The sequence below is a fragment of the Kaistella soli genome (genome assembly GCF_019038595.1).
Classification (GTDB): Bacteria; Bacteroidota; Bacteroidia; order Flavobacteriales; family Weeksellaceae; genus Kaistella; species Kaistella soli.
Window position 1 is genome coordinate 569,486 of sequence record NZ_JAHOPF010000002.1, and the last position, 25,757, is coordinate 595,242.

The following is a 25,757-nucleotide window of genomic DNA, read 5'->3' on the forward strand; positions in this document are numbered from 1 at the left end:
CCAGTAAGAATTCCCATTAAGATTTAAAGATTTAAAAATTTACAATGAATAAATTCATTAAAAGTATCATTTCCTTTTCCTTAAAAAACAAAGCATTCACATTCGTCTGGGTTGCCCTTCTGGCGGTTGCCGGTTTTATCAGTTTCAAAAACATGCCGATTGAAGCTTTCCCGGATGTCACCAATACCCAGATTGTCATCATCACCCAGTGGAACGGGCGGAGTGCTGAAGAAGTGGAAAGATTTGTGACCACTCCTATCGAACTTTCGATGAGTTCTGTACAGAAAAAATCGAGTGTCCGGAGCACAACGATGTTCGGACTTTCCATTATTAAAATTATTTTCGATGATGGTGTGGATGACACTTTTGCAAGAAACCAGGTCAACAATCAGCTCAGAACAGTTTCGCTTCCCGAAGGTGCGCAGCCCGACGTGCAGCCGCCTTACGGACCGACCGGAGAAATTTACCGTTATATCCTCGAAAGCCCCAAAAAAGATTCCCGGGAACTGCTCACTTTGCAGACTTGGGTGGTCGACCGTGCTTTGCGTGGAATTCCCGGTGTTGCCGACATTAATGTTTTCGGCGGACAGGACAAAATTTTCGAACTCAGCATCGATCCACGAAAACTTGATCAATACAGTTTGACTACTTCTGAGGTATACGACGCGGTCTCCAAAAGCAATCTGAATGTGGGAGGCGATGTCATCGAAAAAAGCGGCCAGTCTTTCGTGGTTCGGGGTATTGGTTTATTAAAATCCATTGAAGACATTGAAAATGTAATCATCCGTAACGATCACGGCAACCCTGTTCTGGTGAAAAATGTAGCCGCCGTGCACGAAAGTTCGCTGCCAAGAGTGGGACAGGCTGGTTTCAATGACAAAAATGATGTCGTGGCGGGAATCATTGTGATGCGGAAAGGGGAAAATCCTGTGGAAGTTCTGAAACTTGTAAAAGAAAAAATCGAAGAACTCAACACAAAAATTTTACCCAAAGATGTAAAGATAGAAACCTTCTACAACCGGGAAACGCTGATGGATTTTACCACCCGAACCATCATGCACAATCTGATCGAGGGAATCGTTTTTGTAACGGTCATTGTATTTCTTTTCATGGCCGACTGGCGCACGACATTCGTTGTTTCGATCATCATTCCGCTTTCCTTACTTTTCGCCTTCTTTTGTCTTAAAATGGCTGGGATGAGCGCCAATCTGCTCTCTTTAGGGGCCGTAGATTTTGGGATTATCATCGACGGAGCCGTCGTGATGGTCGAAGGAATATTCGTAATGCTGGATCATAAAGCTAAAAAATACGGTACCGAAAGATTCAACAAACTTGCCAAAGCAGGATGGATTAAAAATACCGGCATCGGACTCGGAAAAGCCATTTTCTTCTCCAAACTTATCATCATCACTTCCCTGCTGCCTATCTTCTCATTCCAGAAAGTGGAAGGAAAAATGTTCTCACCACTGGCTTTTACTCTTGGATTTGCTTTAATCGGTGCGCTGCTCTTTACGCTGACTTTGGTCCCGGTGCTTTCGCACATGATGCTCAACAAAAACGTAAGAGAAAAACACAATCCTTTCGTGATCTTTTGGGAAAGAATCGTGGAGAAAGGCTTTAAATATACTTTTAAACATAAAAAGCTGAGTTTAATAGTGGCATTAAGCTTTTTGGGAATCACCCTGTTTTCCTCGAAATTTTTAGGAACCGAATTCTTACCGCCGCTTAATGAGGGCTCACTTTGGGTAACCGCAGAAATGCCCATGAGTACCAGCTTGAATGAATCCCTGAAGACAACGGAAAAGCTCAAAAAAACACTGCTTACCTTTCCTGAAGTTACCGGCGTACTGTCCCAAACCGGAAGAAGCAATGACGGAACCGACCCCAACGGATTCGGGTTTGTACAGTTTGCCGTGAGTCTGAAACCCAAAGATGAATGGCCGAGAAAAATTTCCATGGAAGATTTGATAGCTGAAATGGATGCTAAAATGAAAGAATATCAGGGAATTACTTTTAATTATTCCCAGCCGATTTCAGACAATGTTGCTGAAGCAGTGGCAGGTTTCAAAGCTGAAAACGGCGTGAAAATTTATGGTGACAATCTGAATACCCTCGACAAATATGCAAAACAGGTATACACTATTATAAAAGATATTGATGGCGTAAAAGAACCCGGTATTATTAAAAATATCGGGCAGCCGCAACTCAGCGTCGTTCTGGACCGGGATAAAATGGCAATGTACGGCGTCGCACTTTCCGATGCGCAGTCGGTTCTGGAAACCGCTTTCGGAGGTAAAACCGCATCTGAACTTTTCGACGGTGAAAGAAAATTCGATATTCGGATAAGATATGCGAAAGAATACAGAAAAGATGAAAACGATATTGCTCATCTGATGGTTCCTAACCAGGAAGGCAAACTGATTCCGTTAAAAGAAATTTCCGAAATCCATCAGGACAACGGAGCCGCCTTTATCTACCGCGACAATATTAAACGCTACATCGGAATTAAATTTTCGATCCGTGACCGAGATTTAGGAAGTACTATAGCTGAAGCGCAGAAAAAAGTAGATGCAATTAAACTTCCCGATAATTACAGCATCGGCTGGACAGGACAGTTCGAAAACCAGCAGCGCGCGACAGGACGTTTAGCTCAGGTAGTGCCGGTAAGTCTGGTGATGATTTTCTTTCTGCTATTCGTTTTATTCGGAAATCTGAAGGACTCACTTCTCGTTTTGGCAAATGTTCCTTTTGCTTTAATTGGTGGTATTATTGCTCTTCATTTAACCGGTATGAACTTCGGCATTTCCGCCGGTGTAGGCTTCATTGCACTTTTTGGAATCTGCATTCAGAACGGCGTTATTTTACTCTCAGAATTCCATCAGAATATTAAATCAGGAATGAATGTCGCAGATGGCATTCTGCAGGGAGTAAAAACCAGAACGAGGCCTGTTGTAATGACAGCGTTAATGGCATCCATCGGTTTATTACCGGCAGCGCTTTCTACAGGCATTGGCTCCGAATCTCAAAAACCTTTGGCGGTCGTAATTATTGGAGGTTTGGTTACCGCAACCATTCTAACACTGCTGATTTTCCCGATCATATTCTGGATCTTTAACAAAACGAAAAAGTCTGAACATATTTAATATATCAGATCTACAAACCTATTTTCTAAATAATTACCTGAGTTTTCAGGTAATTTTTTTTGTCCGGAATTTGCATATTATATTTATTTAACTAAATTTGTTAGACTAATCTAACATTTACAGACATTGGCTTCAAAACTCTTTTCAAAAGCATGGCGGAACGACAGAACTTCAAACTCTTTGCCTGAAGTTTTTTCCAGCGTAAATATCCCGAAAGACGCAGGTTTCTGGCGGAAACTGCTGGCATTTACCGGCCCAGGCTTAATGGTCGCGGTAGGTTATATGGATCCCGGAAACTGGGCCACGGATATTGCCGGAGGTGCGCAGTTTGGCTACACTTTGCTGTCGGTTATTTTAATCTCAAACCTGTTTGCTATTATTCTTCAGCATCTTTCCTTAAAACTCGGGATTGTTGCGGAAAGAGATTTAGCACAGGCCTGTAAAGATCATTTTAATCCTACCACTAACTTCATCCTCTGGGTATTCTGCGAAATTGCAATTGCCGCCTGCGATCTCGCGGAAGTGATTGGTTCAGCCATCGCGCTCAATTTACTTTTCGGCATCCCGCTGACTTGGGGAGTGGTAATCACGGTGGTTGACGTTTTTATCATACTGTTCCTGCAGGCGAAAGGATTCCGTTATCTCGAAAGTATTGTAGGTGGATTGATTATCGTAATATTCGGTTGTTTTGCCTATGAAATCATACTCAGCAAACCCGATGTGTTCCCCATACTGAGCGGACTCGTTCCACAAAAGGAAATTATTACCAATCCGTCGATGCTTTACATTGCCATTGGGATTCTGGGAGCTACCGTGATGCCGCACAACCTCTATTTACACAGCAGCATCGTGCAGACCAGAAATTATGAACGGACTCCCAAAGGAAAAAAGGAAGCCATTAAATTTGCTACGCTGGACAGTACTATATCGCTCTTTCTTGCTTTTTTCATCAATGCTGCGATTTTAATCGTGGCTGCAGCTACTTTCCATACCACCGGCAATCAGGATGTTGCAGATATCCACGATGCTCATAAAATGCTGGCGCCAATCTTGGGAACCACCCTTGCAAGCGTTTTCTTTGCTGTGGCATTACTTGCATCGGGTCAGAATTCAACATTAACAGGAACGCTCGCCGGACAGATTGTAATGGAAGGTTTTTTAAATATCCGCTTAAAACCCTGGCTGAGAAGATTAATTACCCGGCTGATTGCGGTAATTCCCGCCTTGATTGTAACCATTCTTTACGGCGAACAGGGAACCACCAATCTGCTGGTTTTAAGTCAGGTGATACTTTCAATGCAGTTGAGTTTTGCAGTAGTGCCTTTGGTCATGTTTACCGGATCAAAACTGAAAATGGGTGAATTTGTAAATAAACGCTGGCTGAAAATCCTCGTCTGGATTATTGCGGTAATTATTATCGTTCTAAATCTGTACTTACTTTTTGAAACCTTCTTTCCGTCATGAAAAAGATCAGCTCGGTACTGCTTATACTTACTTTTTCCTTTTTGTGTTCTCAGGAAAGCATAGAGACTGACCGTCCGGATCAGACAGAATCGGCATCGCTTACTCCAAAAAAATTCATCCAGATTGAAAGCGGCTTTCTCTATGAAAAAACCGGTACTCAGGCTGAAAAGTTTTCGCACCCGAACATTCTTTGGAAATACGGAATCAATGATAATTTTGAGCTCAGAATGATTACTGAATTCAGCTCGGAAAAATCGGGAAATGAAACCTTTTCCGGAATGATGCCGTTGACTTTGGGTTTTAAGGCAAAACTTACAGACGAAAAAAAATTCCTTCCGAAAATTTCATTTATCGGGCATTTAACTGCCAATAAACTGAGTTCAAAGCATTTCGAAACCACTCATATCGCACCAAGTTTCAAATTTCTGTTTCAGCACACTTTATCTGAAAAGTGGCGGATGGGATATAATCTCGGCGCCGACTGGAATGGTGAAACTCCTGATGCTACAGCGGTATACACTTTATCAGCGGCGTACGGCATTAACGAAAAATGGGGCGCATTTGCGGAAGTTTTTGGATTTTTAAATAAGTTTCAGAAAGCAAATCACAGCCTTCATGGCGGTTTCACCTATCTTATCAGCAACGATTTTCAGTTGGATGCTTCCTCAGGCTTCGGGATTTCCGAATCATCTCCTGACTATTTTATTTGCTGCGGTGTTTCTTACCGCTTCAGTACCGAATAGCATTTTCTGCCGAATTGTCCTAAAACTTTCTTTGGCAAAATTGTTGCGAACTGATGACTAATAAAATGTAATATTATGTCGGAAAACAATGATATACACGATGAAAGTGTAAACATGCAGGAAGAATTGAACCAAAACCCTGAAGCAGAAAACACTGAAAATGTGACAGCAACACCTAATTCTGAAGAACTTTTGGCAGAAGAAAGAGACCGTTACGTGCGTCTTTTTGCTGAATTTGAAAATTATAAAAAGAGAACGGCGAAAGAAAAAATGGAATTTTTTCAGTACGCCAATCAGGATATGATGATTTCGATGCTTGCTGTTTTGGATGATTTTGAAAGAGCTTTAAAAGAAATCGCTAAAAACGGTAATGAAGCTGATTTACAGGGCGTTGAACTTATTTATCAGAAATTCAAAAATAAATTATCTGAAAAAGGCCTGAAACCTATGGAAGTGAAAGCAGGCGATACATTCGATGTTGATTTTCATGAAGCAATTACTCAGATTCCTTCACCATCAGAAGATTTAAAAGGAAAAATTGTAGATGTAATTGAAACAGGATATACTTTGAACGACAAGGTGATCCGTTTTGCAAAAGTGGTAACAGGAAACTAATAAAAGAAAGCAGTGAATAAATCCGCGGTGAAAAAGCATGTCTGAATTGGCATCTTCACTCCGCTGGAATTCACTCGAAATTCCCTCATATAAAATATGTCAAAAAGAGATTATTACGAAGTTCTTGGAGTATCAAAATCTGCTTCGGCCGACGAAATAAAAAAAGCCTACCGCAAAATGGCTTTGAAACATCACCCGGATAAAAACCCGGGCGACAAGGTGGCTGAAGAAAAATTTAAAGAAGCGGCGGAAGCTTATGAAGTTTTGAGCGACGGCAACAAAAAAGCCCGTTACGACCAATACGGACATGCCGGAATGAACGGTGGCGGCGGCTTTGGCGGCGGTGGCTTCGGTGGCGGAATGAATATGGACGACATTTTCAGCCAGTTTGGAGATATTTTCGGCGGACATTTCGGTGGCGGCGGCGGTGCACAAAGACAGCAGCTGCGCGGTACCAATCTTCGGGTAAGAATTAAACTGAACCTGGAGGAAATGGTGAACGGAACCCAGAAAACCATCAAAGTAAAAAAAATGAAAATGGCGCCCGGCGCTACTTCAAAAACCTGCCCGACCTGTAACGGTAGCGGAGTTCAGATCAAAGTAATGAACACGATGTTCGGGCAAATGCAGACTCAGACGCATTGCTCCACCTGTCAGGGAATGGGGAAAATTGCTGATAAAATACCTGCAGGCGCAAATGCTCAGGGTTTAGTGAAAGAAGACGAGGAAGTAACCATCAATATTCCGGCAGGCGCAAGAGAAGGCATTCAGCTGAATGTGCGCGGAAAAGGAAATGATGCACCTTTCGGCGGAAATCCAGGCGATCTGTTGGTCGTGGTGGAAGAAGAATTGGACGCAGCCATCAAACGTGAAGGCGACAATCTTCATCAGGAGCTTTATGTTTCTTTCGCGGAAGCAGCTTTAGGAACTCAGAAAGAAATTCCTACAGTTGGCGGAAAAGTAAAAATAAAAGTGGATGCCGGAACACAGTCAGGGAAAATCCTGAGACTTTCCGGAAAAGGCTTACCAAGCATCGACAGTTACGGAAAAGGCGATATGTTTGTTCACATCAATGTATGGACGCCGCAGAACCTTTCACCCGAACAGCGCGAGTTTTTCGAAAATCAGATGAAGAACGGAGAAATGATGGCAGAACCTTCCGGTAAAGAGAAAACATTTTTTGATAAAGTACGGGATTTATTTAATTGAAGATCGCTTCAGGGATTTTTAAAAAATCTGTTTAGCGGTTATTAAATTTAAGTGCTCAGTCATAAAAAAAGCAACCTGAATTATTATCAGGTTGCTTTTTTATTTGTTTTGTTAATCTTTTATGCTGCAGGTTTTTCTTCTTCTTTTTTCTTCCCGAAGAAGAATTTAACAATAATCGGTACCGTTGTAATCAGTACAATTATGATGATGATCATTTCAAGATGGGATTTCAGATCGATCCCAAACTGATCCTTGAAAAGCTTGTCCAGATAATGTCCCGCAAAAATAAGGGAGAACGACCACAGAAAGGCTCCAATAATATTATCGATCAGAAACCGTGTTTTATCCATTTTTACAATCCCCGCCACAATCGGAGTGAAAGTTCTTACCACAGGCAGGAATCTCGCCATAATTACAGCTAACGCTCCATGCTGCTCGAAGAAATCGTGAGCCTGGAAGAGATATTTTTTCTTGAAAAGAAAGGTATCTTCTTTTTTGTATAATGCAGGACCTGCTTTTCTGCCAAACCAGTATCCTACCTCGTTTCCTATAACTGCCGCCACTGATATTGCAGAGGCCAGAATTACCGTATCTAAAAAATCGCTGCCGGTAGAACCCAATGCTTGATTTACGATCTCTACAGCGTAAATTCCTGATACGAAAAGTAAACTGTCACCGGGAAGAAAAAAACCGACAAAGAGACCGGTCTCCGCAAAGATGATAAACAAAATGAGCCAGAAACCGCCCATTTTTATATAAAATTCAGGATTCAGAAGATCCTTCCAGCTTTCAAAATGTTCCATATTCGCAAAGATAATAAAACAGGGGTTTTTTAAAGATTAATAAATTGTTAAAGTTTCCCAAAACTTAGAGACTGAAATCATCTTCGGTGGCTGCTGTTCCGTCTGCCATAAGGAATGCTTTCAGGAAAGGCGTTAATTCGCCGTTCATTACACCGTCCACATCCGAAGTTTCGTAACCGGATCTTACATCTTTCACCAGTTTGTAAGGATGCATCACATAGTTCCGGATCTGGCTTCCCCACTCTATTTTCATCTTTCCGGCTTCAATTTCGTTTCTCGCTTTCATTCTTTCTTCGAGTTCCATTTCATACAAACGGGAACGGAGAAGCTGCATTGCCTTTTCTTTATTCTGAAGCTGGGAACGGCTTTCGGAATTTTCGATAATAATTCCTGTAGGTGCGTGACGGAGACGGACCGCGGTTTCCACCTTATTGACGTTCTGTCCGCCAGCTCCACTCGAACGCATAGTTTCAAATGAAATATCGGCCGGATTAATATTGATCTCAATCGTGTCGTCCACCAAAGGATAAACATACACCGACACAAAACTCGTGTGACGTTTGGCGTTGGAATCAAAAGGCGAAATCCTCACCAACCGGTGAACACCATTTTCTCCGCGGAGATAACCGAATGCAAATTCGCCGTCGATCTCCAAGGTCACTGTTTTTATTCCCGCAACGTCTCCTTCCTGATAATTAAGCTCCCGAAGCTTATAACCTTGCTTTTCAGCCCACATCGTATACATTCTCATCAGCATCGAAGCCCAGTCGCACGATTCGGTACCGCCGGCGCCTGCAGTAATCTGCAAAACCGCTGAAAGTTCATCGCCTTCATTGGAAAGCATGTTCTTAAATTCCAGATCTTCTATCTTTTCTAAAAGTACCGGAAAGGATTCATCGAGCTCTTTCTCAGAATCCGGATCTTCTTTGGCAAAATCCATCAAAACCTGAATATCCTCAAATCTGGTGAAAATCTCTTCATAATCATTCACCCATTTCTTCTTGGACCTAAGCTGCTTCATGAAAATTTCAGCTTCCTTCGGGTGATCCCAAAATTCCGGGGAAACCGTTTTCTCCTCATCATTGGTGATCTCAATTTTCTTTTTTTCGATCTGCAGATATTTATATAAATCCCCGATCCGGGACTGTGCATCTTTTATTTGGTCGCTATTGATCATAATGCAAATTTAATGATTTTTTTGCCTTTTACTATTAATACTTTATTCTTCTTGCCTACGGTTTCAAGGATTTTTGCTGCTGTTTTTTTATGATTTCCAAAAATGTTTTCATCAGAAATCTAAATAAGGTCCGATTGCAACTTTTTAAGTTGAAGATCAATCAGCGATTGTTTGTGATGAAACTTTCTTGTGATTTCGATAGATTTATAACAAATCCGCCGCCATTTCCCCAATCATAGGCGCCAGCGCAACTCCCATTCCTGAAAGCCGGACCGCCGCGATCTGTCTCGGTGAAATTCTTTCAATAATCGGTGATTTCTCCAGTCCCATTGCCATAATTCCGCTCCACCGGTGAGCAATTTTAAAAGGAGTTTCAGGCAGAATAACTGTTCTTAGAAAGTTCTCCAAATGATTCTGAAGAACTTCAGTTGTTTCCAGTTCCGCGGTTTCTTCGGTTTTAAAATCCAGATTTCTCGCGCCGCCGAGCAAAATACGGTTTCCTAAATTTCTGAAATAATAAAATCCTTCATCGTAGTGAAAGGTTCCTTTCAGTTTTAAACCTTCCACAGGCTCGGTAAGCAATATCTGTCCACGCGCCGGGATAATATCGATCTCAGGAAGGAGATTTTTCGTAAATGCATTCGTCGCGATAATGAGTTTTTCACTTTGAATATCAAAATTTTCACTGCTTATTTTTACAGAATTTTCTGTTTCCGACAACTTTAAAACTTCCGTTCCGAAAAGAAATTCCACACCCAAAGCAATACACTTTTCCTGTAATTTCTGCAGCAATTTCCCTGAATGCAGACTCCCTTCACAGGGATTTTCCACCAAAAATCCTGAATTCCTAATTCCAAATGCTGCGATTTTTTTTTGATTCAGGAAATAGGTCTTTTCTAAGCCAGTGATAACTTTCAGTCTTTCATTCACTTCATCAATTCTCTGCAAAGGTTTATCATCATTCAGAATTTCATAACCTCCGCAAAGTTCAAAATCAATTTCCTCTGGCTGAAATGTATTCTGAATTTTCTGAAGCCCGTCAAAACGCATTTTAGCCAAAGCCAGCGTTTTTTCCCAGCCTGATTTCTCGGAATCCGCAATAATTTCGGTCAGACTTCCGAAGCACGCAAAACCCGCATTTCTGGTCGAAGCACCCATCGGGACAGGACTTCTTTCCACCACCAGAACAGACTTGTCAGGAAATTTTTCTTTAACGGAGATTGCGGTCCACAAACCAGTAAAACCTGCGCCAATAATAACTACATCACGGTTCCTGTAAAATGTTTCGAGTTCCCATATGCTTGGATTCATTAGTTTTTTTTTGGTTTTCTAAGATAAAAATAAAATCCGGGAAAAATGATTTCCCGGATTTTGTGTATTTGAAAATTGAATTTGCTGTTGATTAAGCGTAAATCTGCTTATAATATTCATCAGCCATTCTGTCGCTGTTGAAAGCAGTTTTCACATCTTCCATTGCGTTTTGCTGAATTTTTCTCCATTCATCAGGTCGGTCATAGTAGGTAGGAAGAATCTCGTTTTCAAGAACACTGTAAAGGTTTTCAAGATCGAAATTATCCTGATCATACACGCTGCTATTGTCATAATCTGCCTGAGGAACAACAAATCCGTTCACGCCGTTTTTAGCAAATTCCGGAATCCATCCGTCATCTGTAGAAAGATTCACCGATCCGTTCATTGCGGCGCTCATCCCTGAAGTTCCCGATGCTTCTCTGGGCACCCGCGGATTGTTCAGCCAAAGATCAGAACCCTGCTTCATCAGTTTGCTCAGCGCAAGTTCATAACCGGTAAGCACGGCCATATTTTTATAGTATTTGCTTTCTTCAACCAGCGTATTGAAGGTTGAGATCGCGGAATAATCCATAGGATACGGTTTCCCGGCCCAGATAATCTGTACAGGATATTTCGGATTGTTCAAAAGTTTTTCGAATCTTTCTTTGTCGTGCAGCAGCAGGTCAGCTCTTTTATAGCCGGCAAACCTTCTGGCCCAAACGATAGTGAAGACATTCGGATCAAATAAATTTCCCGTTTGGTCTGCAACTGTTTTGAAAAATCTCTTCTTCAAATGTTTTTTCCTGAAATCAAAAAGCATGGAATCGCTTTCATCTTTTGCGTCGTAAAGCGGTTTGTCAGCCCAATATTTAAATTCCTGAGCGTTGGTAATGGCTTTAATTTCACATATTTTGGAATATTTGCTCCACATTTTTCTGGAAACTTCACCATGAAGCTGAGAAACTCCGTTCGCAACTCTCGCCATCCTTAGAGCACAAAGCGAATGATTAAAACGGTCGTCCTGAACGCCTTCAATGGTTTTTACTTCATCGATCGAAAGTCCGGAAAAATAAGACATATCGTGACAGAGGTAAATATTATGTTTTTCGTTTCCTGCTTCTTCAGGCGTATGCGTCGTGAATACCAGCTTTTCTTTTACTTTCTCCAAATCTCCGCCGAATTTTTTAAGCAGATAAAACGCTGCGGGCAAACCGTGAGCTTCGTTTAAATGATACACATCGCGCTCGAAATTCATCAGATCCAGCAATTTCGCACCTCCTTTTCCGAGTAAGATATACTGCGCGATTTTTGTTGATTCGTTAGCGTCGTATAACCTGTGGCAGATTGTTTTTGAAACATGGTCGTTTTCGGGCACATCTGTGGAAAGGAAAAACATTGGAGCCGTATGAAAAATCTCAGGATCGAGATAATAAACTTTTACCCAAACTGGTGCAGAGTGAATTTCTATCTGAAATTTAATTCCTGTATCTTCCAGGAAAGAATACATTTTCCGCGTCCACGTCGGCTGTAGCGTCTGATCATGGTTTCTAGCCTGATCGTAATAACCGAACTTCCATAAAATACCGATCCCTACCAAATCCTGTTTCAGATTAAAGGCACTTCGCATGTGTGAACCGGCTAAGAACCCAAGTCCGCCAGAGTATATTTTTAAGGCCTGGTCAATGGCAAATTCCATTGAAAAATAAGCTACTTTTTTTGAATATTCAGGATTAATGCTGAAAGGCATCGTAAAGTTTTTAAAATCCATAGATTTTCTTCATTAAAATTTAAGGTGCAAAGGTAAATATTTTAATCCCTGCCGGAAATTTTTAAGATTAATTTTCGGTAATCATAATATTTATCATAATTTCTGCATGATCTTAGGAATAATATTATCGTAACCATACAGTAAAACACCTACCGCCGTGATGATTAAAATTGCAAAAACAATATAAACTACGGAAAGCAGATAGCTCAGAAATATGGACCAGAATGTTCTTAAAATTACATACCATTTCCCGCGAGTATTGAAAAACTGAACCAGTGAAAAAGTGATCAGCGCCCAGCAGAGCATAAAAAAGAAAAAATTAAAATCCCCTACAAAACGGTTCAGAAAAATAAAAACGGGGTAAAGTGTTAAGCATTGCCCTGCCAGAAAAAGAAGAATAACGAGCCATTCCGGATAATTGTATCCATACTTTCTGAATCCCCAGAAGAACGCCAGCGCGGCGATGGGAAGCATCAGTAAAATGGTGAAGGCGAGGTGGCCGCCGAGCCACTCGAAAACATGTTCAAAGTAAGCGATAAGCCCTTTAAAATCAATGTATTTTGAAATTTCAGATTTCGATAAACTGGTTTCTACGTTGTGGACCTTGTTTTCAGGCTTTTTATGTTTCAGCAAATACTGAATCAAAGCACATACTGACCCCATAATCAACACAAAAGTCAGCGGCGGAAAATGGGGTTTCCGTTTTCCTGCAAGATATTCACGCAAAGTATCACCGGGACGGGTAAAAAGTTCCTTGATGGTAAACAGAATTCCTCCGTGAACATGGAAAATGCCGTGCTGAACTTCGTGAACGAGAAAATGAAAATTAATCCTGTGGGTATCGGTTTTCTGGCCGCATTCATGGCAGAATTTCTGATTCAGAAGCAAATGCTGACTGCAGTTTTTGCATCTTTTTTCTTCCTTAATCATGGTGTTAGTTTTATCAAAATTATACATTCAATATTAATTTTTATTAAATTTTACTGATAATTTGCTTTTGCATCGTTTTTTTATCTAATTTTAAAATCGTAAAATATTGATTTTCAATTTTTTGTTTTAAAAATAAGGTCATGAAAAAAGTATTTTCCGAAGAAGATTTAATCAAAAATCTTTCGCTTTACTATCTCAACCGACATTTGAAAAAAAAGCCGATAGAACGCTATCACCGTCAGATCGACGACTCCCAGCTTCACGACCGCGACAAGTACAAAAAGAAAGCAGAAATACTTTTACTCAATTCTTTTCTTCATCATTTCCCTGAGGTTCAGTTTGAAAATCTCACCTGCGAAAGCCCCGATTTCATCGCCAGTTTCCACGACAAAAAAATCGGAATTGAACTCACCGAAGTGATCAATCATCTCGAAATAAAAAAAATTGAAAGTCAGCTGAATAAAATTTTCCGCCAGGCTGAGATTTTACTGGAACAGGAAGACACTTCGAAATTCCGCGGTGTTTATTTTCTGGAGTTTCATAACCTTTCAAAAATAGATCTGCTGGAAAAGCAGGACGAAATTGTGCAGAATATCCGCAAATGCATCCGCCAGAATAAATGCAGCGGATTTGTGAAAAAAATCAGAAAATCACCCCACCGGCGCAATGTTTTCATCACCCACGACTTCACGATGGGACTTTTTGATGAACTTGCTTCCGAAAAAATTATCGGACTCATCGAAAAGAAAAACGAAAAATTCCCATATTACGACCGCAGTGTTGATGAATGCTGGCTCGTCATCGTTTCAGACATGAATTCGCTGGCCTCTCGCTACACTTTCATTCAGAACAAAGAAAATTTACAGGAGATCGAATCGCCGTTCCACAAGATTTTTCACCTTGAAAACTTATGCGGAAATCTGACGAATATTAAATAATGCCGGCAAATCTCTGTCCTTTTATTTTGTAAATTTGAGTACTTCTAAACCCAAAAATCATGAAAGAACTGCTCATAAAACGTTTTCAATATTATAAAGAACTCGGCGATAAAACATTCGGACAGCTCAGCGATGAGCAGGTTTTATGGCAGTACAATTCCGAAAGCAATTCCATTGCAACCATCGTAAAACAAATTTCCGGAAACATGCTTTCGCGGTGGACAAATTTTTTAACAGAAGACGGCGAGAAAGAATGGAGAAACCGCGATTCCGAATTTGAAAATGACCTTATTTCCAAAGCTCAGATGATCGAGATCTGGGAAAAAGGCTGGACAACTCTTTTCGAAGCATTAAACCAGATCAGTGAAGAAAACATCCATCAGATTATTTACATCCGCGGGGAAAAACATACAGTTCTCGATGCGGTCTTAAGACAATTGGCGCATTATCCTTATCACATCGGGCAAATAATTTACGTCGCCAAAATGCTTAAAAACGAAGATTGGCAGACTCTTTCTATCGCCAGAAACAAATCCGCAGATTTCAATAGAGAAATGCTGAAAAAGCAGAATCCAGAGGAAGTTCAGCACAACGCTTCACCCGTCTGCTATGCGAAAAGTGACGAATTGAGAGATGATTATAAAACCTGAATCCTTCGGTATTGATGACAAAAATCAACGCTGATATAAATCACTCCGTTTTCCGGTACTGACCTGTTGGTTGTGACTAACTTTATCTCATCAAACTCTTACTGATGAAAACTCAATTCGATGACCCCGGTCTTGCTCACGTTCTCGAAGATTTAAGAACAAAGAAACGGTTGAATTTTGAAGAAATCTGTGATTTGCTCTTTACTTTTAAGTATGACGATTTTAATGAAATATTTAAAATTTCCGACATGAAGGTTTCTTCGGAAACATATTTAAGAATCCCGGTTTACAGTGATCAGTGTGTTGCTATTCTGATGATCTGGGGCAAAGATAATTTTACGGCAATTCACGATCACGGAAATTATGACGGCAGAATAAAGATCCTCAAAGGCAGCCTGTCTGAAGTAAGCTACCGGGAAAACCCCAACTTTATCGAGTTTGACGCGCTTACCGTTGCAAAGGAAGGTGATGTTTTCCCTGAAGAGCTGGGCGGCATCCATTCGATTATCAACAATGCGGATGAAATATCAGTAAGTCTGCATATTTACAGAACCGAGCAGCTGAATCTGGAAGGCGTAAGGGTTTTTGATACCGAAAACAGAAAAATAGGCTATCTCTCCAGCGAAGCAACATCCTGCTCATGGGATCTGCCGGCAAATGCTTACCAAAAAATCATTGACATCTAAACCAACAAAAAAACCATTCAAATATTTTTTTCATTATCAGAAAAACCACATCACCTGTGGTTTTTTTTGTGATTAAAATCAATAATGAGGTTAAAAAAAATCCTTAAATTTGCATCTTCAAATTATGGAACATCTACAACCGAAAACCGCTGCTTTTCACACGCTTGGCTGCAAACTTAATTTTGCGGAAACCTCTACAATTGCCCGACAGCTCACCGGTGCAGGCTACGAAAAAGTGAGTTTTGACGAAAAAGCTAACGTGTACGTCATCAACACCTGTTCGGTGACCGAAAATGCAGACCGTGAATGTAAACTTCACGTGAAACGTGCGATGAAAGCCAATCCTGAAGGTTTGGTGGTAATTCTGGGTTGTTATGCTCAGCTAAAACCTGAAGAAATTTCAGCAATCGAAGGCGTAGATCTGGTTTTGGGAGCGAAAGAAAAATTCAATATTCTGAGTTATCTGGATGATTTACAGAAAACTGAAAACCACGGATTGATCCATTCCTGTGAAATCGATGAAGCCGATTTTTTCATCGGAAGTTATTCCATCGGAGACCGTACGCGCGCTTTTCTGAAAGTTCAGGACGGCTGCGACTATAAATGTACGTACTGCACCATTCCTTTGGCAAGAGGTATTTCCCGTTCGGACACCATTGAAAATGTGGTGAAAAACGCCGGAGAAATTGCCGCAAAAGGAATTAAAGAAATTGTTCTTACCGGTGTCAATATCGGTGATTACGGAAAAGGAGAATTCGGGAACAAAAAACATGAACACACTTTTCTGGATCTTATTTCAGAACTCGATCAGGTGGAAGGTATTGAAAGGATCCGTATTTCATCCATTGAGCCTAATCTTTTAAAAGACGAAAGCATCGAGCTTGTTTCCAAAAGCAAAAGTTTTGTTCCGCACTTCCACATTCCTCTGCAGAGCGGAAGCGATGACTTGCTGAAAAAAATGAAACGCCGGTATTTAACCGTTCTTTATTCGGACAGAATCAAAAAAATACGTGAAGTAATGCCGGATGCATGCGTTGGTGTCGACGTAATTGTTGGTTTTCCGGGAGAAACGGAAGAAAAATTCCTGGAAACGTATAATTTTCTTAATGAACTTCCGATAAGCTATTTGCACGTGTTCACTTATTCAGAAAGAGAAAATACGGAAGCAGCAGATATGGACGGAATTGTTCCGGTTCCGGAGCGCAAAAGACGCAATAAAATGCTCAGAATTCTTTCTGAGAAAAAGAAGATGGCCTTTTACCAGACGCAGTTGGGAAAAACACTTCCTGTGCTTTGGGAACATGAAAATAAGAACGGAATGATGTTCGGTTTCACTGAAAATTATGTTCGTGTGCAGAAACCGTTTGACGAACAGTCCATCAATGAAATTGAATTCCTAAAACTCCACAAAATAGAAAATGACGGAACGGTATCAGTTGTTCCTGCGTTTGAAGAATTTTTGGCGAAAATTTAATCTCTATTTTACAGGCTGTGCTTCTCCTTTCGGCATTGCTTGGAACAGCTCAGGGAAAAACGAAATGATGATGAAATAGGAAATAATGACTAAAGCCACAATGATAATTGATGCAACAACCAGCGGGCCCGGCGTGTTTCTTTTGGACGTTTCCATAGCATTTTCTGTATTGGTTATTCCTGACAAAAAGCTATTTTTATGCCAGAACTTTTAGGAGAACATCTTAGTTAGAAGTATTTGCATTTTGGGTTTCCTCTTTTACTATTCCCAACTGGCTGAATCTCGGCTGAAGAAGTTTGGCGATAATCCCGGTCCATCCGGTCTGATGGGAAGCCCCGACTCCTCTGCCGTTATCCCCGTGAAAATATTCATAAAACAGAATATAATCTTTAAAATTTTCGTCTTCTTGAAACCTTGGATATTGTCTGTTAAAAGCACGTTTCCCGTTCTCATCTTTGAGAAAGATGCTGGTTAGCCTTTCCTTCAGATGATCTGCAATTTCATCTAAATTTAAAAACATTCCGCTTCCTGTAGGACATTCCACCTTAAAATCCGGACTGTAATAGAAGAAAAAACGCTGTAAACTTTCGATGATCAAAGCATTCACCGGAAACCAGATCGGTCCGCGCCAGTTGCTGTTTCCGCCAAACATTCCGCTGTCACTTTCTGCAGGTAAATATTTTACAAAGTAATCTGTATCGTTGAGTTTAATCTGAAACGGATGTTCATCATACTGTTTGGATAACGCCCGAACGCCGTAGTCGCTCAGAAATTCTTTTTCATCCAGCATTCTGGTCAGCAGTTTTTTCAGCCTGTGACCTCTTAACAGGGAAAGTAAATGTTTAGAATTCTGACCTTTTGCTTCCCAGTAAGAAACCAGCGCGGCGAGTTCAGGTTTGTTTTCCAGAATCCAGTCCATCCGGGCTTTGAATTGCGGCAGTTTCTGAAGAATCTCATCCTCTATTACTTCTACGGCAAACATCGGAATCAGCCCCACAATCGTTCTGATTCTGAGAAACATATTGGTGCCGTCGCTTAATGAAAGGGCATCATAAAAAAATTCATCCTGGTCGTCCCACAGCGAAAATTTGCTTTCTCCCATATTATCCAGGGCATAAGCAATGCTGAGAAAATGTTCCAGAAAATTGGTAGCAAGCTCTTCGTACACTTTGTTGTAAAGCGCCAGTTCCATTGCGATGCGCATCATGTTTAAAGAAAACATGGCCATCCAGCTTGTTCCGTCGGCCTGTTCCAGATTTTCACCATTGGGCAAAATTTGGTTCCGGTCAAATACACCGATATTGTCCAGTCCTAAAAATCCGCCTTCAAAAATATTATTGCCGTTTTTGTCTTTTTTATTGAGCCACCAGGTGAAATTCATCAGTAGTTTATGAAAAACACTTTCCAGAAACTCAATATCCGGTTTCCCACTAAGATATTCTTCGATTTTAAATACTCTGAAAGCTGCCCATGCATGCACTGGCGGATTCACATCGCAGAAATTCCATTCGTAAGCGGGTAACTGTCCGTTGGGATGCATGAACCATTCCAGGGTCAGAAGTTTAAGCTGCTGCTTCGCAAAATCGGGATCAATCAATGCAAAACTGATCGAATGGAAGGCCAGATCCCAGGTAGCAAACCAAGGATATTCCCATTTATCGGGCATAGAAATAATGTCGAAACTGTTAAGATTTTTCCAGTCAGCATTGCGGATATTCTGCCTCGATTTGGGAGGATTGATTTCAGCAGGATCGCCTTTCAGCCATTTTTCTACGTTATAATGATAAAACTGTTTGCTCCAGAGCATTCCTGCAAACGCCTGTCTCTGCACGAGTTTTTCATCCTCGGTTTTTATTCCTTTCTGAATTTCCGCATAAAATTCATCAGCTTCCTTTTGTCTTGACTGAAAGAGTTCATCAAAATCTTTAAAAGGTTCTGCCAGATCTTTATCCGATAACCTGAATTCAAAAATTTCCGTGGCATTGGCAGCAATAAAACTGTCAATAACAAAACATGCTTTTGTTCCCTTTTTTTCAGGATTGATCTCGGCTTCGTTCTGAGTAACAATAAAACTGTTGATTCCGTCCTTGCAGAATTTGCCAGCATTAGCCTGCTGATAAAGTTTCTGATCATTGGTTTCGTTGTCGCAAAAGAGACTTTCAGCAGGATTTTTGGTGTAAAAATTTTTGATCGCTATATTTTTGTGATCAATAGAAACCGTGTTTTTTACGGCAGATGAAAGCTGAGGTTTATAATCATCATATCCCCATTTCCAGGTATTCCTGAACCAGACCGCAGGCAGCAGAACAAGCGGAGCGTCGTTTGAAGATTTATTGGAAACGGTAATTCTTACGAGAATATCTTCCTGAGAAGCTTTGGCATATTCGATAAAAACATCGAAATATTCATCATGGTCAAAAATGCCGGTATCGATAAGTTCGTATTCAGGTTGGAGCTTGTCTCTTTCTGCATTGGTTTTTAAAAGATCGTCGTAAGGAAAGGCATTCTGAGGATATTTATACAGTATTTTCATGTAGGAATGCGTTGGCGTATTATCCAGGTAATAGTAATATTCCTTCACATCTTCCCCATGATTTCCCTGCCCATTGGTGACCCCGAAAAACCGCTCTTTCACCATTCTGTCCTTTTTATTCCAGAGACCGAGTGAAAAAACGAGAAGCTGTTGGTCATCACAGATCCCGCAAATTCCTTCTTCGCTCCAACGGTAGGTTTTGCTTTCCGCGGTATCATGACTGGTGTAATTCCAGGCATCACCGTCCGGGCTGTAATCTTCACGCACAAGTCCCCATTCGCGGTTGCTGACGTACGGTCCCCATTTTTTCCAGGTGATATCGGGAAGTCTTTTCTTTTCTGCTGACATTTTTATATTTTTTGTGGGAACACGTTTCTTTATCCGCCTGTTGAAAAAGATTCAAAAGTCGTCATTCCGCCATCGATGAAAACACTGGTTCCTGTGATATAATCAGCCATGTCGCTTGCCAGAAATACGGCCAGGTTACCGATATCCTCAGGCTGACCGATACGGTTGTAGGGAATTAATTTCAGTAAATCTGCGAGTGCTTCCGGGGTTTCCCACGCGTTTTTATTGATCGGAGTCTGAATGGCGCCGGGACAGATTGAATTCACCCTTATTTTGTCTCCGCCAAATTCCTGTGCAAGAGTCTGCATCAGCATTCTGATGGCGCCTTTACTGGATGCATAATTGGCATGTCCGGCCCAGGGAACAATTTCGTGAACGGAAGAAATATGGATGATTTTTCCGCAAGCTATGGAACGGGAAGTATCGATGCCGCGCCTCAGAAATTCTTTTACCGCTTCTCTTGCACAAAGGAATTGCCCCGTAAGATTGATGCCGATGACGGTATTCCATTGGTCAAGAGTCATTTCGGTGAAAGGAGCATCTTTTTGAACGCCCGCGTTGTTCACCAGAATATCAACGGTTCCGAACCGGGCAACAACGTCCTGAAACATTTTCACCACCTGATCTTCTTTGGAAACATCGCACTGATAAACCATTCCGTTTCCGCCGGAGTCTGTAATTTCTTTTAAAACGGAGTTGGCTTGCTCAAGGGCACCTTCAAAAGGGTAATTGACAATCACCGTCGCACCGGATGAGGCCATGGATTTTGCGATTCCGGCTCCAATTCCACTGGAGGAACCGGTGACAACAGCGACCTGATTTTTTAAGGAAACTTCCATCATTTATTGATTTGAACAAATAAAATTAGGGCAAAGTTTCTGACAAACAGAAATAATTAAATTAAAGTTTTCTTAAATTTTGAGTAAAAAACAGTTGAGATATTTAATAATATTGATAAAAAAGCTTTCTTTCCGAAAATTTTAATGATGATAAACGTCTTCATACATGACCCCCGCCTCGATTCTGGCGGGCAAAAAATTTTCTTCCGGAACAACCGGGCAGTTGTAATCGTAAGCGTTGTATGCGCAGTAAGGCTGATAAGACTTATTGAAATCGAGAATAATTTCGTTGGTTTTGGGGATTCTCAAATCCATATATTTTCCTCCGCCATAGGTTTCTTTACCGTTGGTTTCATCGCGGAAAGGCAGAAAAAGATAATCTTCATACCCTTCTTTCCTGATCAGATTCAAACTCTGATAAACGGTTAACACATAGGTTTTACCGTCCAGATCAAAAATTGCTTTTCCGAATTCAACATACGGCTGGGTTTTCCCTGATGAAGTGGGAAGTTCAAAAGGTACTGCGTTGGGTGTTCTGTCGAATCTTGCGGTGACGCGGTATTTTAAATCAACAGGAAAGAATGGATGCTGCTTGAAATTCGTATAATTATCACCGCGCAAAGGGGTTTCCTTCGGATTCCTATATTCTTTATTGAGTTCGGTTTGGAATTTTTTAATTTGTGAAATCTGTTTCTTTGGAGACTGAGCCCATCCAGATGTGGAGATCAGCATCATCACTAATGCCAGTTTTTTCATGTTCTATTTTTTCTTTTTCCGGTAATCGAGATAATTTTCATCTTTGTTGAAGTAAAACGGAACTTCAAGATAGTTCTGATCCCGGTACATTCCTAAATGCAGATACTGGACTTCCGGTTTTTTTTCGGTCGTGATTTTAAAATTAAAAACATCAATAAAATCTCTCGGGCTTTTTCTGGAATGCACTGAAACCAGTTTTTCCACTTTCACTTTTCCGTAACTGTAGGCGATTCTGTCACATGATCTTTTCAAAGAATCAGGGTGAAGTTTGGAATTGAATTTCGCAGAGATATTAAAACCTTCAAATGGTGAATAGTCTTTATTGCTGCACTTGTTCAGATAAGTTTCCACAAAATCTGCTGCAATCTTCTGACGCTCGGCACCTTTTCCCAACGGAACAGTAACATAACGGCTACTGGTGCAGCTGCATAAAAAAGCGGCCGTAACCAACAGGTAAATTTTCTTCATTCTATATTATTTTTACACGGTACACATCGGTGCCGTTTCTTTTGATATTCTGTATAAAAAAGCCGCCCTCTTCAGGAATTTCTTCCTTCAGATCAAAGGAGGTGCATTCTTTGGGCAGGCCGGAAAACACTAATGTAAACCAGAAATCTTTCATGGGCGGAACCTCCGTCCAGTAAGGAAAAAGCGAGATGTTTTCGTGATGGATCAGATGGCTTTTATGAGGGATGCTGTCATCAATCAAAAAAGTAGACTGCCAGATGCGTATTAAGTTTCCTACATATATACTCGCCGGATAGCAGCAATGCACAATCACCTGTTTCTCCTCCTCTACTTTGGTTTTAAGAGATTCCAGGATTTCGGGGGCGATTTCAGGTTTGGTGATGGTGGCCATTATCAGTATTCGAGTTCAAGTTTTTCTTTGGTATAATTACGGATCTGTTCTGTGAGTTCGGGGTTATCTGCCAGTTTCTGTCCGTAAGTCGGAATGATTTCCAGCAGCTTATCTTTCCATTCATTCTGAAGCTTTTCTCCGAAGCATTTTTCCAGGACCTGAATCATGGCATAAGCGGCGGTAGAAGCTCCAGGTGACGCCCCAAGAAGTGAAGCGATGGTTCCGTTTTTATTCACCACTACTTCGGTCCCAAACTCCAGCTTTCCGCCAAGCTGTTCATCTTTCTTAATGATCTGTACTCTCTGTCCGGCAACTTTCATCTCCCAGTCCTCTTCTTTGGCATCTCTTACAAACTCGCGCAGATGCTGTATTCTCTGGGATTTCGTCATCGCAACCTGTCTCACCAGATATTGGGTTAAAGGCAAATTATGCCACCATGCGCCAAAGAGCGAACGGATATTTTTGAAATTAATGCTGTCCGGCAAATCGAGGTAGCTGCCTTCTTTTAGAAATTTGGTAGAGAAACCTGCAAAAGGCCCGAAAAGCAGTGCTTTTTCACCGTCAATTATTCTTAGATCCAGATGCGGAACACTCATTGGAGGCGCATCCACGGTTGCAAGGGTGTATACTTTGGCCTGATGTTTTTCAATAAGTTCGGGTTTGTGGGAAACCAGCCATTCTCCGGAAACCGGAAAACCGCCGTAACCTTCACTTTCAGGAATATCAGAACTCGCAAGCAGCGGCAATGCATAACCGCCTGCGCCGATGAATACAAAATCAGTAACCACTTCCTGAGTGTGCTGATGAAGCCGGTCTTTGATTTCCACCTCCCATTTCCCGTCCGCTCTCAGATCAAGATCTTTGGCTTCATGATAAAGGAAAACCTCTACATTGGATTCTTCGATCAGATAACGGCCCATTTTTCTGGTGAGCGTTCCGAAATTCACATCGGTTCCCAAATCCATTTTGGTAGCGGCGAGAATCTCGCTGTCTTTTCTTTTGCTCATCACGAGCGGTATCCATTCACGGAGCTTTTGATGGTCTTCAGAAAACTGCATTCCTTTGAAAAGACCGGACTGGGTAAGTTTCCCGTAACGTTTCTTTAAAAAGTGAGCATCGTTTTCCCCGAATACCAAACTCATGTGCGGACATGAGGTGATGAATTCTTTCGGATTAGTAATATGGTTTTTCTTAATTAAATAAGACCAGAACTGTTTGGAAATCTCAAACTGTTCCGCAATATTTTCTGCTTTGGAGATATCAATGCTTCCGTCCTCTTTCTCCGGAGTATAATTGAGTTCGCAGAATGCCGAATGGCCTGTTCCGGCGTTATTCCACGCGGCGGAACTTTCGCGGGCAAATCTTCCGAGTCTTTCGAAAATGGCGATTTCCAGATTAGGATCAAATTCATGCAGCAGTGTGGCAAGCGTAGCACTCATAATTCCGCCTCCAATCAATACGACATCGTATTTCGGTTTCGGTGTTTTTTTGTGAAAAGAATCAGGCATAAGAAGTGATTTTTTTTTAGTTGGAGTACAATAACTAATCCATAATTTTATCTCGAAGCGACCGGAATTACATAATAGTAAACCGCCATAAAGTGGCAGAAAGTTCCCATTAAAACAAAAATATGAAAAATCACATGATTAAACTTCACCCGGTCCAGACTGTATAATACCGCACCGACGGTATAGGAAATACCTCCGGAAAACAGCCATATCAGACCTTTATGATCCAGATTCAGCATTAAACTTTTAAAACTGAATATAATCAGCCAGCCCATTGACACATATAAAATGGTGGATAAAACTTTAAATCTTCCCGTGAGAAAGATTTTCATTACAATCCCCGCCAGCGCAATGCACCAGACGACGGAAAAGATGACCCAACCTTCGGTTCCGCTCAGCGTTACGAGAACGAACGGTGTGTAAGTGCCGGCAATCAAAACAAATATCGCGGCATGATCGACGATATTCAGAAAATATCTTAATGCAGGCGTTTTGGAATGGTGATATAGTGTGGAAGCCAGATACAGCAGTATCATGCTGAGTCCGAAAACCGGAAAACTGATTATTGCCCAGATGCTGTGCAGTTCTGCGGCCCGGAAAATCAAAAGGACCAGCGCCACCACACTAAGGACTAAACCTACAAAATGAGACCACACATTCAGGCTTTCTTCCAGTGATGAGTAGGTTTCAATCTGATATAGTTTTCCCGTTTTCATGGGTTAGTTCAACTTGGCAGTGAGTTTTTTATATTCTTTTTCTGCGTTTTTATCTTCGTAGAGAATTCTGTAAACCGCATCGATAATAGGAGTATCCATCTTTCTCTCTTTTGCGGTTTTGTAGATCGAATCTGCGGCATAATACCCTTCCGCAATCATATTCATTGACTGAATGGCTGATTTTACTGTGTATCCTTTCCCTATTAAGTTCCCTAAATTCCTGTTTCTGGAGAAAAGGGAATAAGCGGTCACCAATAAGTCTCCTAAATAGGCACTTTCGTTGACGTCACGCGGCATTTCGTGAATTCCTTCCAGAAAGAGTTCCATTTCACGGATGGCATTGGATACGAACACCGCGGTGAAGTTATCACCATAACCTAATCCGCTTGCGATACCAGCGCCCACAGCATAAATATTTTTAAGAATCGCACTGTACTCATTACCCAGAATATCACAGCTGCAGTTCACCTTGATGAAACGGGATGCAAAACAGTCGTGCAGTACTTTTCTGTTTTCTTCCACCGAGGCTATGGTAAGGTAAGAAAGTCTTTCCATCGCCACTTCTTCCGCGTGACACGGCCCTGCAATTACTGCCTGGCTGCGGAAACCGATCTTGAACTCGTCACGCAGATAATGCGCTACCACATCATTTACTTTAGGAACAATCCCCTTGATGGCAGAAACAAAGATCTTTCCTTTATAATCGCAGGTCATCTTATCTAAAGTATCGGACAGATAAATGGACGGGGTTGCCAAAACCACAATATCACAGGCCGAAACCAGTTCGTTAATATCCGTTGTCAGCTTCAGGTTTTTCACATTGAACTGTACCGCGGTAAGGTAAGTCGGGTTATGATGACGCAGCTCAATGGCTCCTTTTACAAACTCGTTTCTTACGCACCAGTGCACGGTTTTACAGTTTTCGGTAAGCATCTTTACTATTGCGGTTGCAAAACTTCCACTTCCTACAACGCCCACCACCTGTTGGCTGTTCTGATCTTTTTTAGTCATAGTCTACACTTGAATCACAAAGATACGAAAGTGTGTTAGTCAAAAAAAAGATTTTGGGGAGAAAAGCGGAAAGCCTCTGTTTTTGTGATAAGATTAACAGCGGAGAAAAAATTTTTTAAGAATACTTAAAAGAAATTCGTTTATGTCAGAAAAATGAAACATCGGACAAAAACCTTCAATGCAGAAAAGCAGCAGACCGGTTAATGAAGTCCGTTAACTTGCAATTCCTGAGATTATTAACACTAATTTTTAAAAATTTCTTAATAACTGACTTGCCAACCTCTCATTTGAATTGAT

At 41.2% G+C, this 25,757-nt stretch carries 23 protein-coding genes; 9 read left to right on the plus strand and 14 right to left on the minus strand.

Going from position 1 to position 25,757, the window contains the following annotated elements:
* The first annotated feature begins 44 nt into the window (after window positions 1–44).
* From KSK37_RS05710 to dnaJ, 5 genes are all read left to right on the plus strand, one after another.
* Complete coding sequence (locus KSK37_RS05710) at window positions 45–3,143, plus strand: efflux RND transporter permease subunit (protein ID WP_217199999.1); 3,099 nt, start codon at window positions 45–47, stop codon at window positions 3,141–3,143.
* A gap of 126 nt (window positions 3,144–3,269) precedes the next feature.
* A complete protein-coding gene (locus tag KSK37_RS05715) occupies window positions 3,270–4,607 on the plus strand; it encodes an Nramp family divalent metal transporter (protein WP_217200001.1) in 1,338 nt (445 codons plus the stop codon).
* A complete protein-coding gene (locus KSK37_RS05720; protein ID WP_217200003.1) occupies window positions 4,604–5,350 on the plus strand; it encodes a transporter in 747 nt (248 codons plus the stop codon). Before KSK37_RS05715 ends, KSK37_RS05720 begins: the two co-directional genes overlap by 4 nt.
* 75 nt (window positions 5,351–5,425) lie before the next feature.
* Window positions 5,426–5,965, plus strand: a complete 540-nt coding sequence (locus KSK37_RS05725; RefSeq protein WP_217200005.1) for a nucleotide exchange factor GrpE — start codon at window positions 5,426–5,428, stop codon at window positions 5,963–5,965.
* A gap of 96 nt (window positions 5,966–6,061) precedes the next feature.
* Window positions 6,062–7,174: a molecular chaperone DnaJ gene (gene dnaJ / locus KSK37_RS05730; RefSeq protein WP_217200007.1), complete on the plus strand. Its 1,113-nt coding sequence runs from the start codon at window positions 6,062–6,064 to the stop codon at window positions 7,172–7,174.
* A gap of 119 nt (window positions 7,175–7,293) precedes the next feature.
* Here dnaJ and KSK37_RS05735 read toward each other — a convergent pair whose 3' ends face one another.
* The 5 genes from KSK37_RS05735 to KSK37_RS05755 form a co-directional block, all read right to left on the minus strand.
* The gene (locus KSK37_RS05735) at window positions 7,294–7,977 is read right to left on the minus strand and encodes a DedA family protein (protein WP_088360187.1); all 684 of its coding nucleotides are present in this window, start codon (window positions 7,975–7,977) and stop codon (window positions 7,294–7,296) included.
* A gap of 64 nt (window positions 7,978–8,041) precedes the next feature.
* On the minus strand, window positions 8,042–9,154 hold the full coding sequence (gene prfB, locus KSK37_RS05740) for a peptide chain release factor 2 (RefSeq protein ID WP_088360188.1): 1,113 nt from the start codon (window positions 9,152–9,154) through the stop codon (window positions 8,042–8,044).
* A gap of 204 nt (window positions 9,155–9,358) precedes the next feature.
* Window positions 9,359–10,465: an NAD(P)/FAD-dependent oxidoreductase gene (locus KSK37_RS05745; RefSeq protein ID WP_217200009.1), complete on the minus strand. Its 1,107-nt coding sequence runs from the start codon at window positions 10,463–10,465 to the stop codon at window positions 9,359–9,361.
* Between the two features lie 91 nt (window positions 10,466–10,556).
* Window positions 10,557–12,212 (minus strand): alpha-glucan family phosphorylase, encoded by a 1,656-nt coding sequence (gene glgP, locus KSK37_RS05750; RefSeq protein ID WP_088360190.1) that lies wholly within the window; start codon window positions 12,210–12,212, stop codon window positions 10,557–10,559.
* Between the two features lie 93 nt (window positions 12,213–12,305).
* Window positions 12,306–13,142: a DUF3667 domain-containing protein gene (locus tag KSK37_RS05755; RefSeq protein WP_217200011.1), complete on the minus strand. Its 837-nt coding sequence runs from the start codon at window positions 13,140–13,142 to the stop codon at window positions 12,306–12,308.
* A gap of 140 nt (window positions 13,143–13,282) precedes the next feature.
* Between KSK37_RS05755 and KSK37_RS05760 the strand changes: the two genes are divergently transcribed.
* From KSK37_RS05760 to mtaB, 4 genes are all read left to right on the plus strand, one after another.
* Complete coding sequence (locus KSK37_RS05760) at window positions 13,283–14,080, plus strand: hypothetical protein (protein ID WP_088360192.1); 798 nt, start codon at window positions 13,283–13,285, stop codon at window positions 14,078–14,080.
* 59 nt (window positions 14,081–14,139) lie between these two features.
* Window positions 14,140–14,730 (plus strand): DUF1572 family protein, encoded by a 591-nt coding sequence (locus KSK37_RS05765; protein WP_217200013.1) that lies wholly within the window; start codon window positions 14,140–14,142, stop codon window positions 14,728–14,730.
* Between the two features lie 104 nt (window positions 14,731–14,834).
* A complete protein-coding gene (locus KSK37_RS05770; RefSeq protein WP_217200015.1) occupies window positions 14,835–15,416 on the plus strand; it encodes a cysteine dioxygenase in 582 nt (193 codons plus the stop codon).
* A 124-nt stretch (window positions 15,417–15,540) separates the two neighbouring features.
* Complete coding sequence (gene mtaB / locus KSK37_RS05775) at window positions 15,541–16,890, plus strand: tRNA (N(6)-L-threonylcarbamoyladenosine(37)-C(2))-methylthiotransferase MtaB (protein ID WP_217200017.1); 1,350 nt, start codon at window positions 15,541–15,543, stop codon at window positions 16,888–16,890.
* Between the two features lie 3 nt (window positions 16,891–16,893).
* Here the strand turns inward: mtaB and KSK37_RS05780 are convergent, their stop codons facing one another.
* From KSK37_RS05780 to KSK37_RS05820, 9 genes are all read right to left on the minus strand, one after another.
* Complete coding sequence (locus KSK37_RS05780; protein WP_144264875.1) at window positions 16,894–17,076, minus strand: hypothetical protein; 183 nt, start codon at window positions 17,074–17,076, stop codon at window positions 16,894–16,896.
* 37 nt (window positions 17,077–17,113) lie between these two features.
* Complete coding sequence (locus tag KSK37_RS05785) at window positions 17,114–19,771, minus strand: MGH1-like glycoside hydrolase domain-containing protein (RefSeq protein WP_217200019.1); 2,658 nt, start codon at window positions 19,769–19,771, stop codon at window positions 17,114–17,116.
* Window positions 19,772–19,800: 29 nt separating this feature from the next.
* Window positions 19,801–20,610: a glucose 1-dehydrogenase gene (locus tag KSK37_RS05790; protein ID WP_217200083.1), complete on the minus strand. Its 810-nt coding sequence runs from the start codon at window positions 20,608–20,610 to the stop codon at window positions 19,801–19,803.
* A 141-nt stretch (window positions 20,611–20,751) separates the two neighbouring features.
* Window positions 20,752–21,366, minus strand: coding sequence for a DUF1684 domain-containing protein (locus KSK37_RS05795; RefSeq protein WP_217200020.1), 615 nt, complete (start codon window positions 21,364–21,366; stop codon window positions 20,752–20,754).
* Between the two features lie 3 nt (window positions 21,367–21,369).
* On the minus strand, window positions 21,370–21,834 hold the full coding sequence (locus tag KSK37_RS05800) for a hypothetical protein (RefSeq protein WP_217200022.1): 465 nt from the start codon (window positions 21,832–21,834) through the stop codon (window positions 21,370–21,372).
* A 1-nt stretch (window position 21,835) separates the two neighbouring features.
* Window positions 21,836–22,225 (minus strand): hypothetical protein, encoded by a 390-nt coding sequence (locus KSK37_RS05805; RefSeq protein WP_246566249.1) that lies wholly within the window; start codon window positions 22,223–22,225, stop codon window positions 21,836–21,838.
* Between the two features lie 2 nt (window positions 22,226–22,227).
* A complete protein-coding gene (gene mqo, locus KSK37_RS05810) occupies window positions 22,228–23,733 on the minus strand; it encodes a malate dehydrogenase (quinone) (protein ID WP_217200024.1) in 1,506 nt (501 codons plus the stop codon).
* 47 nt (window positions 23,734–23,780) lie between these two features.
* Window positions 23,781–24,449 carry a PAQR family membrane homeostasis protein TrhA gene (gene trhA, locus KSK37_RS05815; protein ID WP_217200026.1) on the minus strand — a complete coding sequence of 223 codons (669 nt, stop codon included), beginning with the start codon at window positions 24,447–24,449 and terminating at the stop codon, window positions 23,781–23,783.
* Window positions 24,450–24,452: 3 nt separating this feature from the next.
* Window positions 24,453–25,460, minus strand: coding sequence for an NAD(P)H-dependent glycerol-3-phosphate dehydrogenase (locus KSK37_RS05820; RefSeq protein WP_088360202.1), 1,008 nt, complete (start codon window positions 25,458–25,460; stop codon window positions 24,453–24,455).
* Window positions 25,461–25,757: the final 297 nt, after the last annotated feature.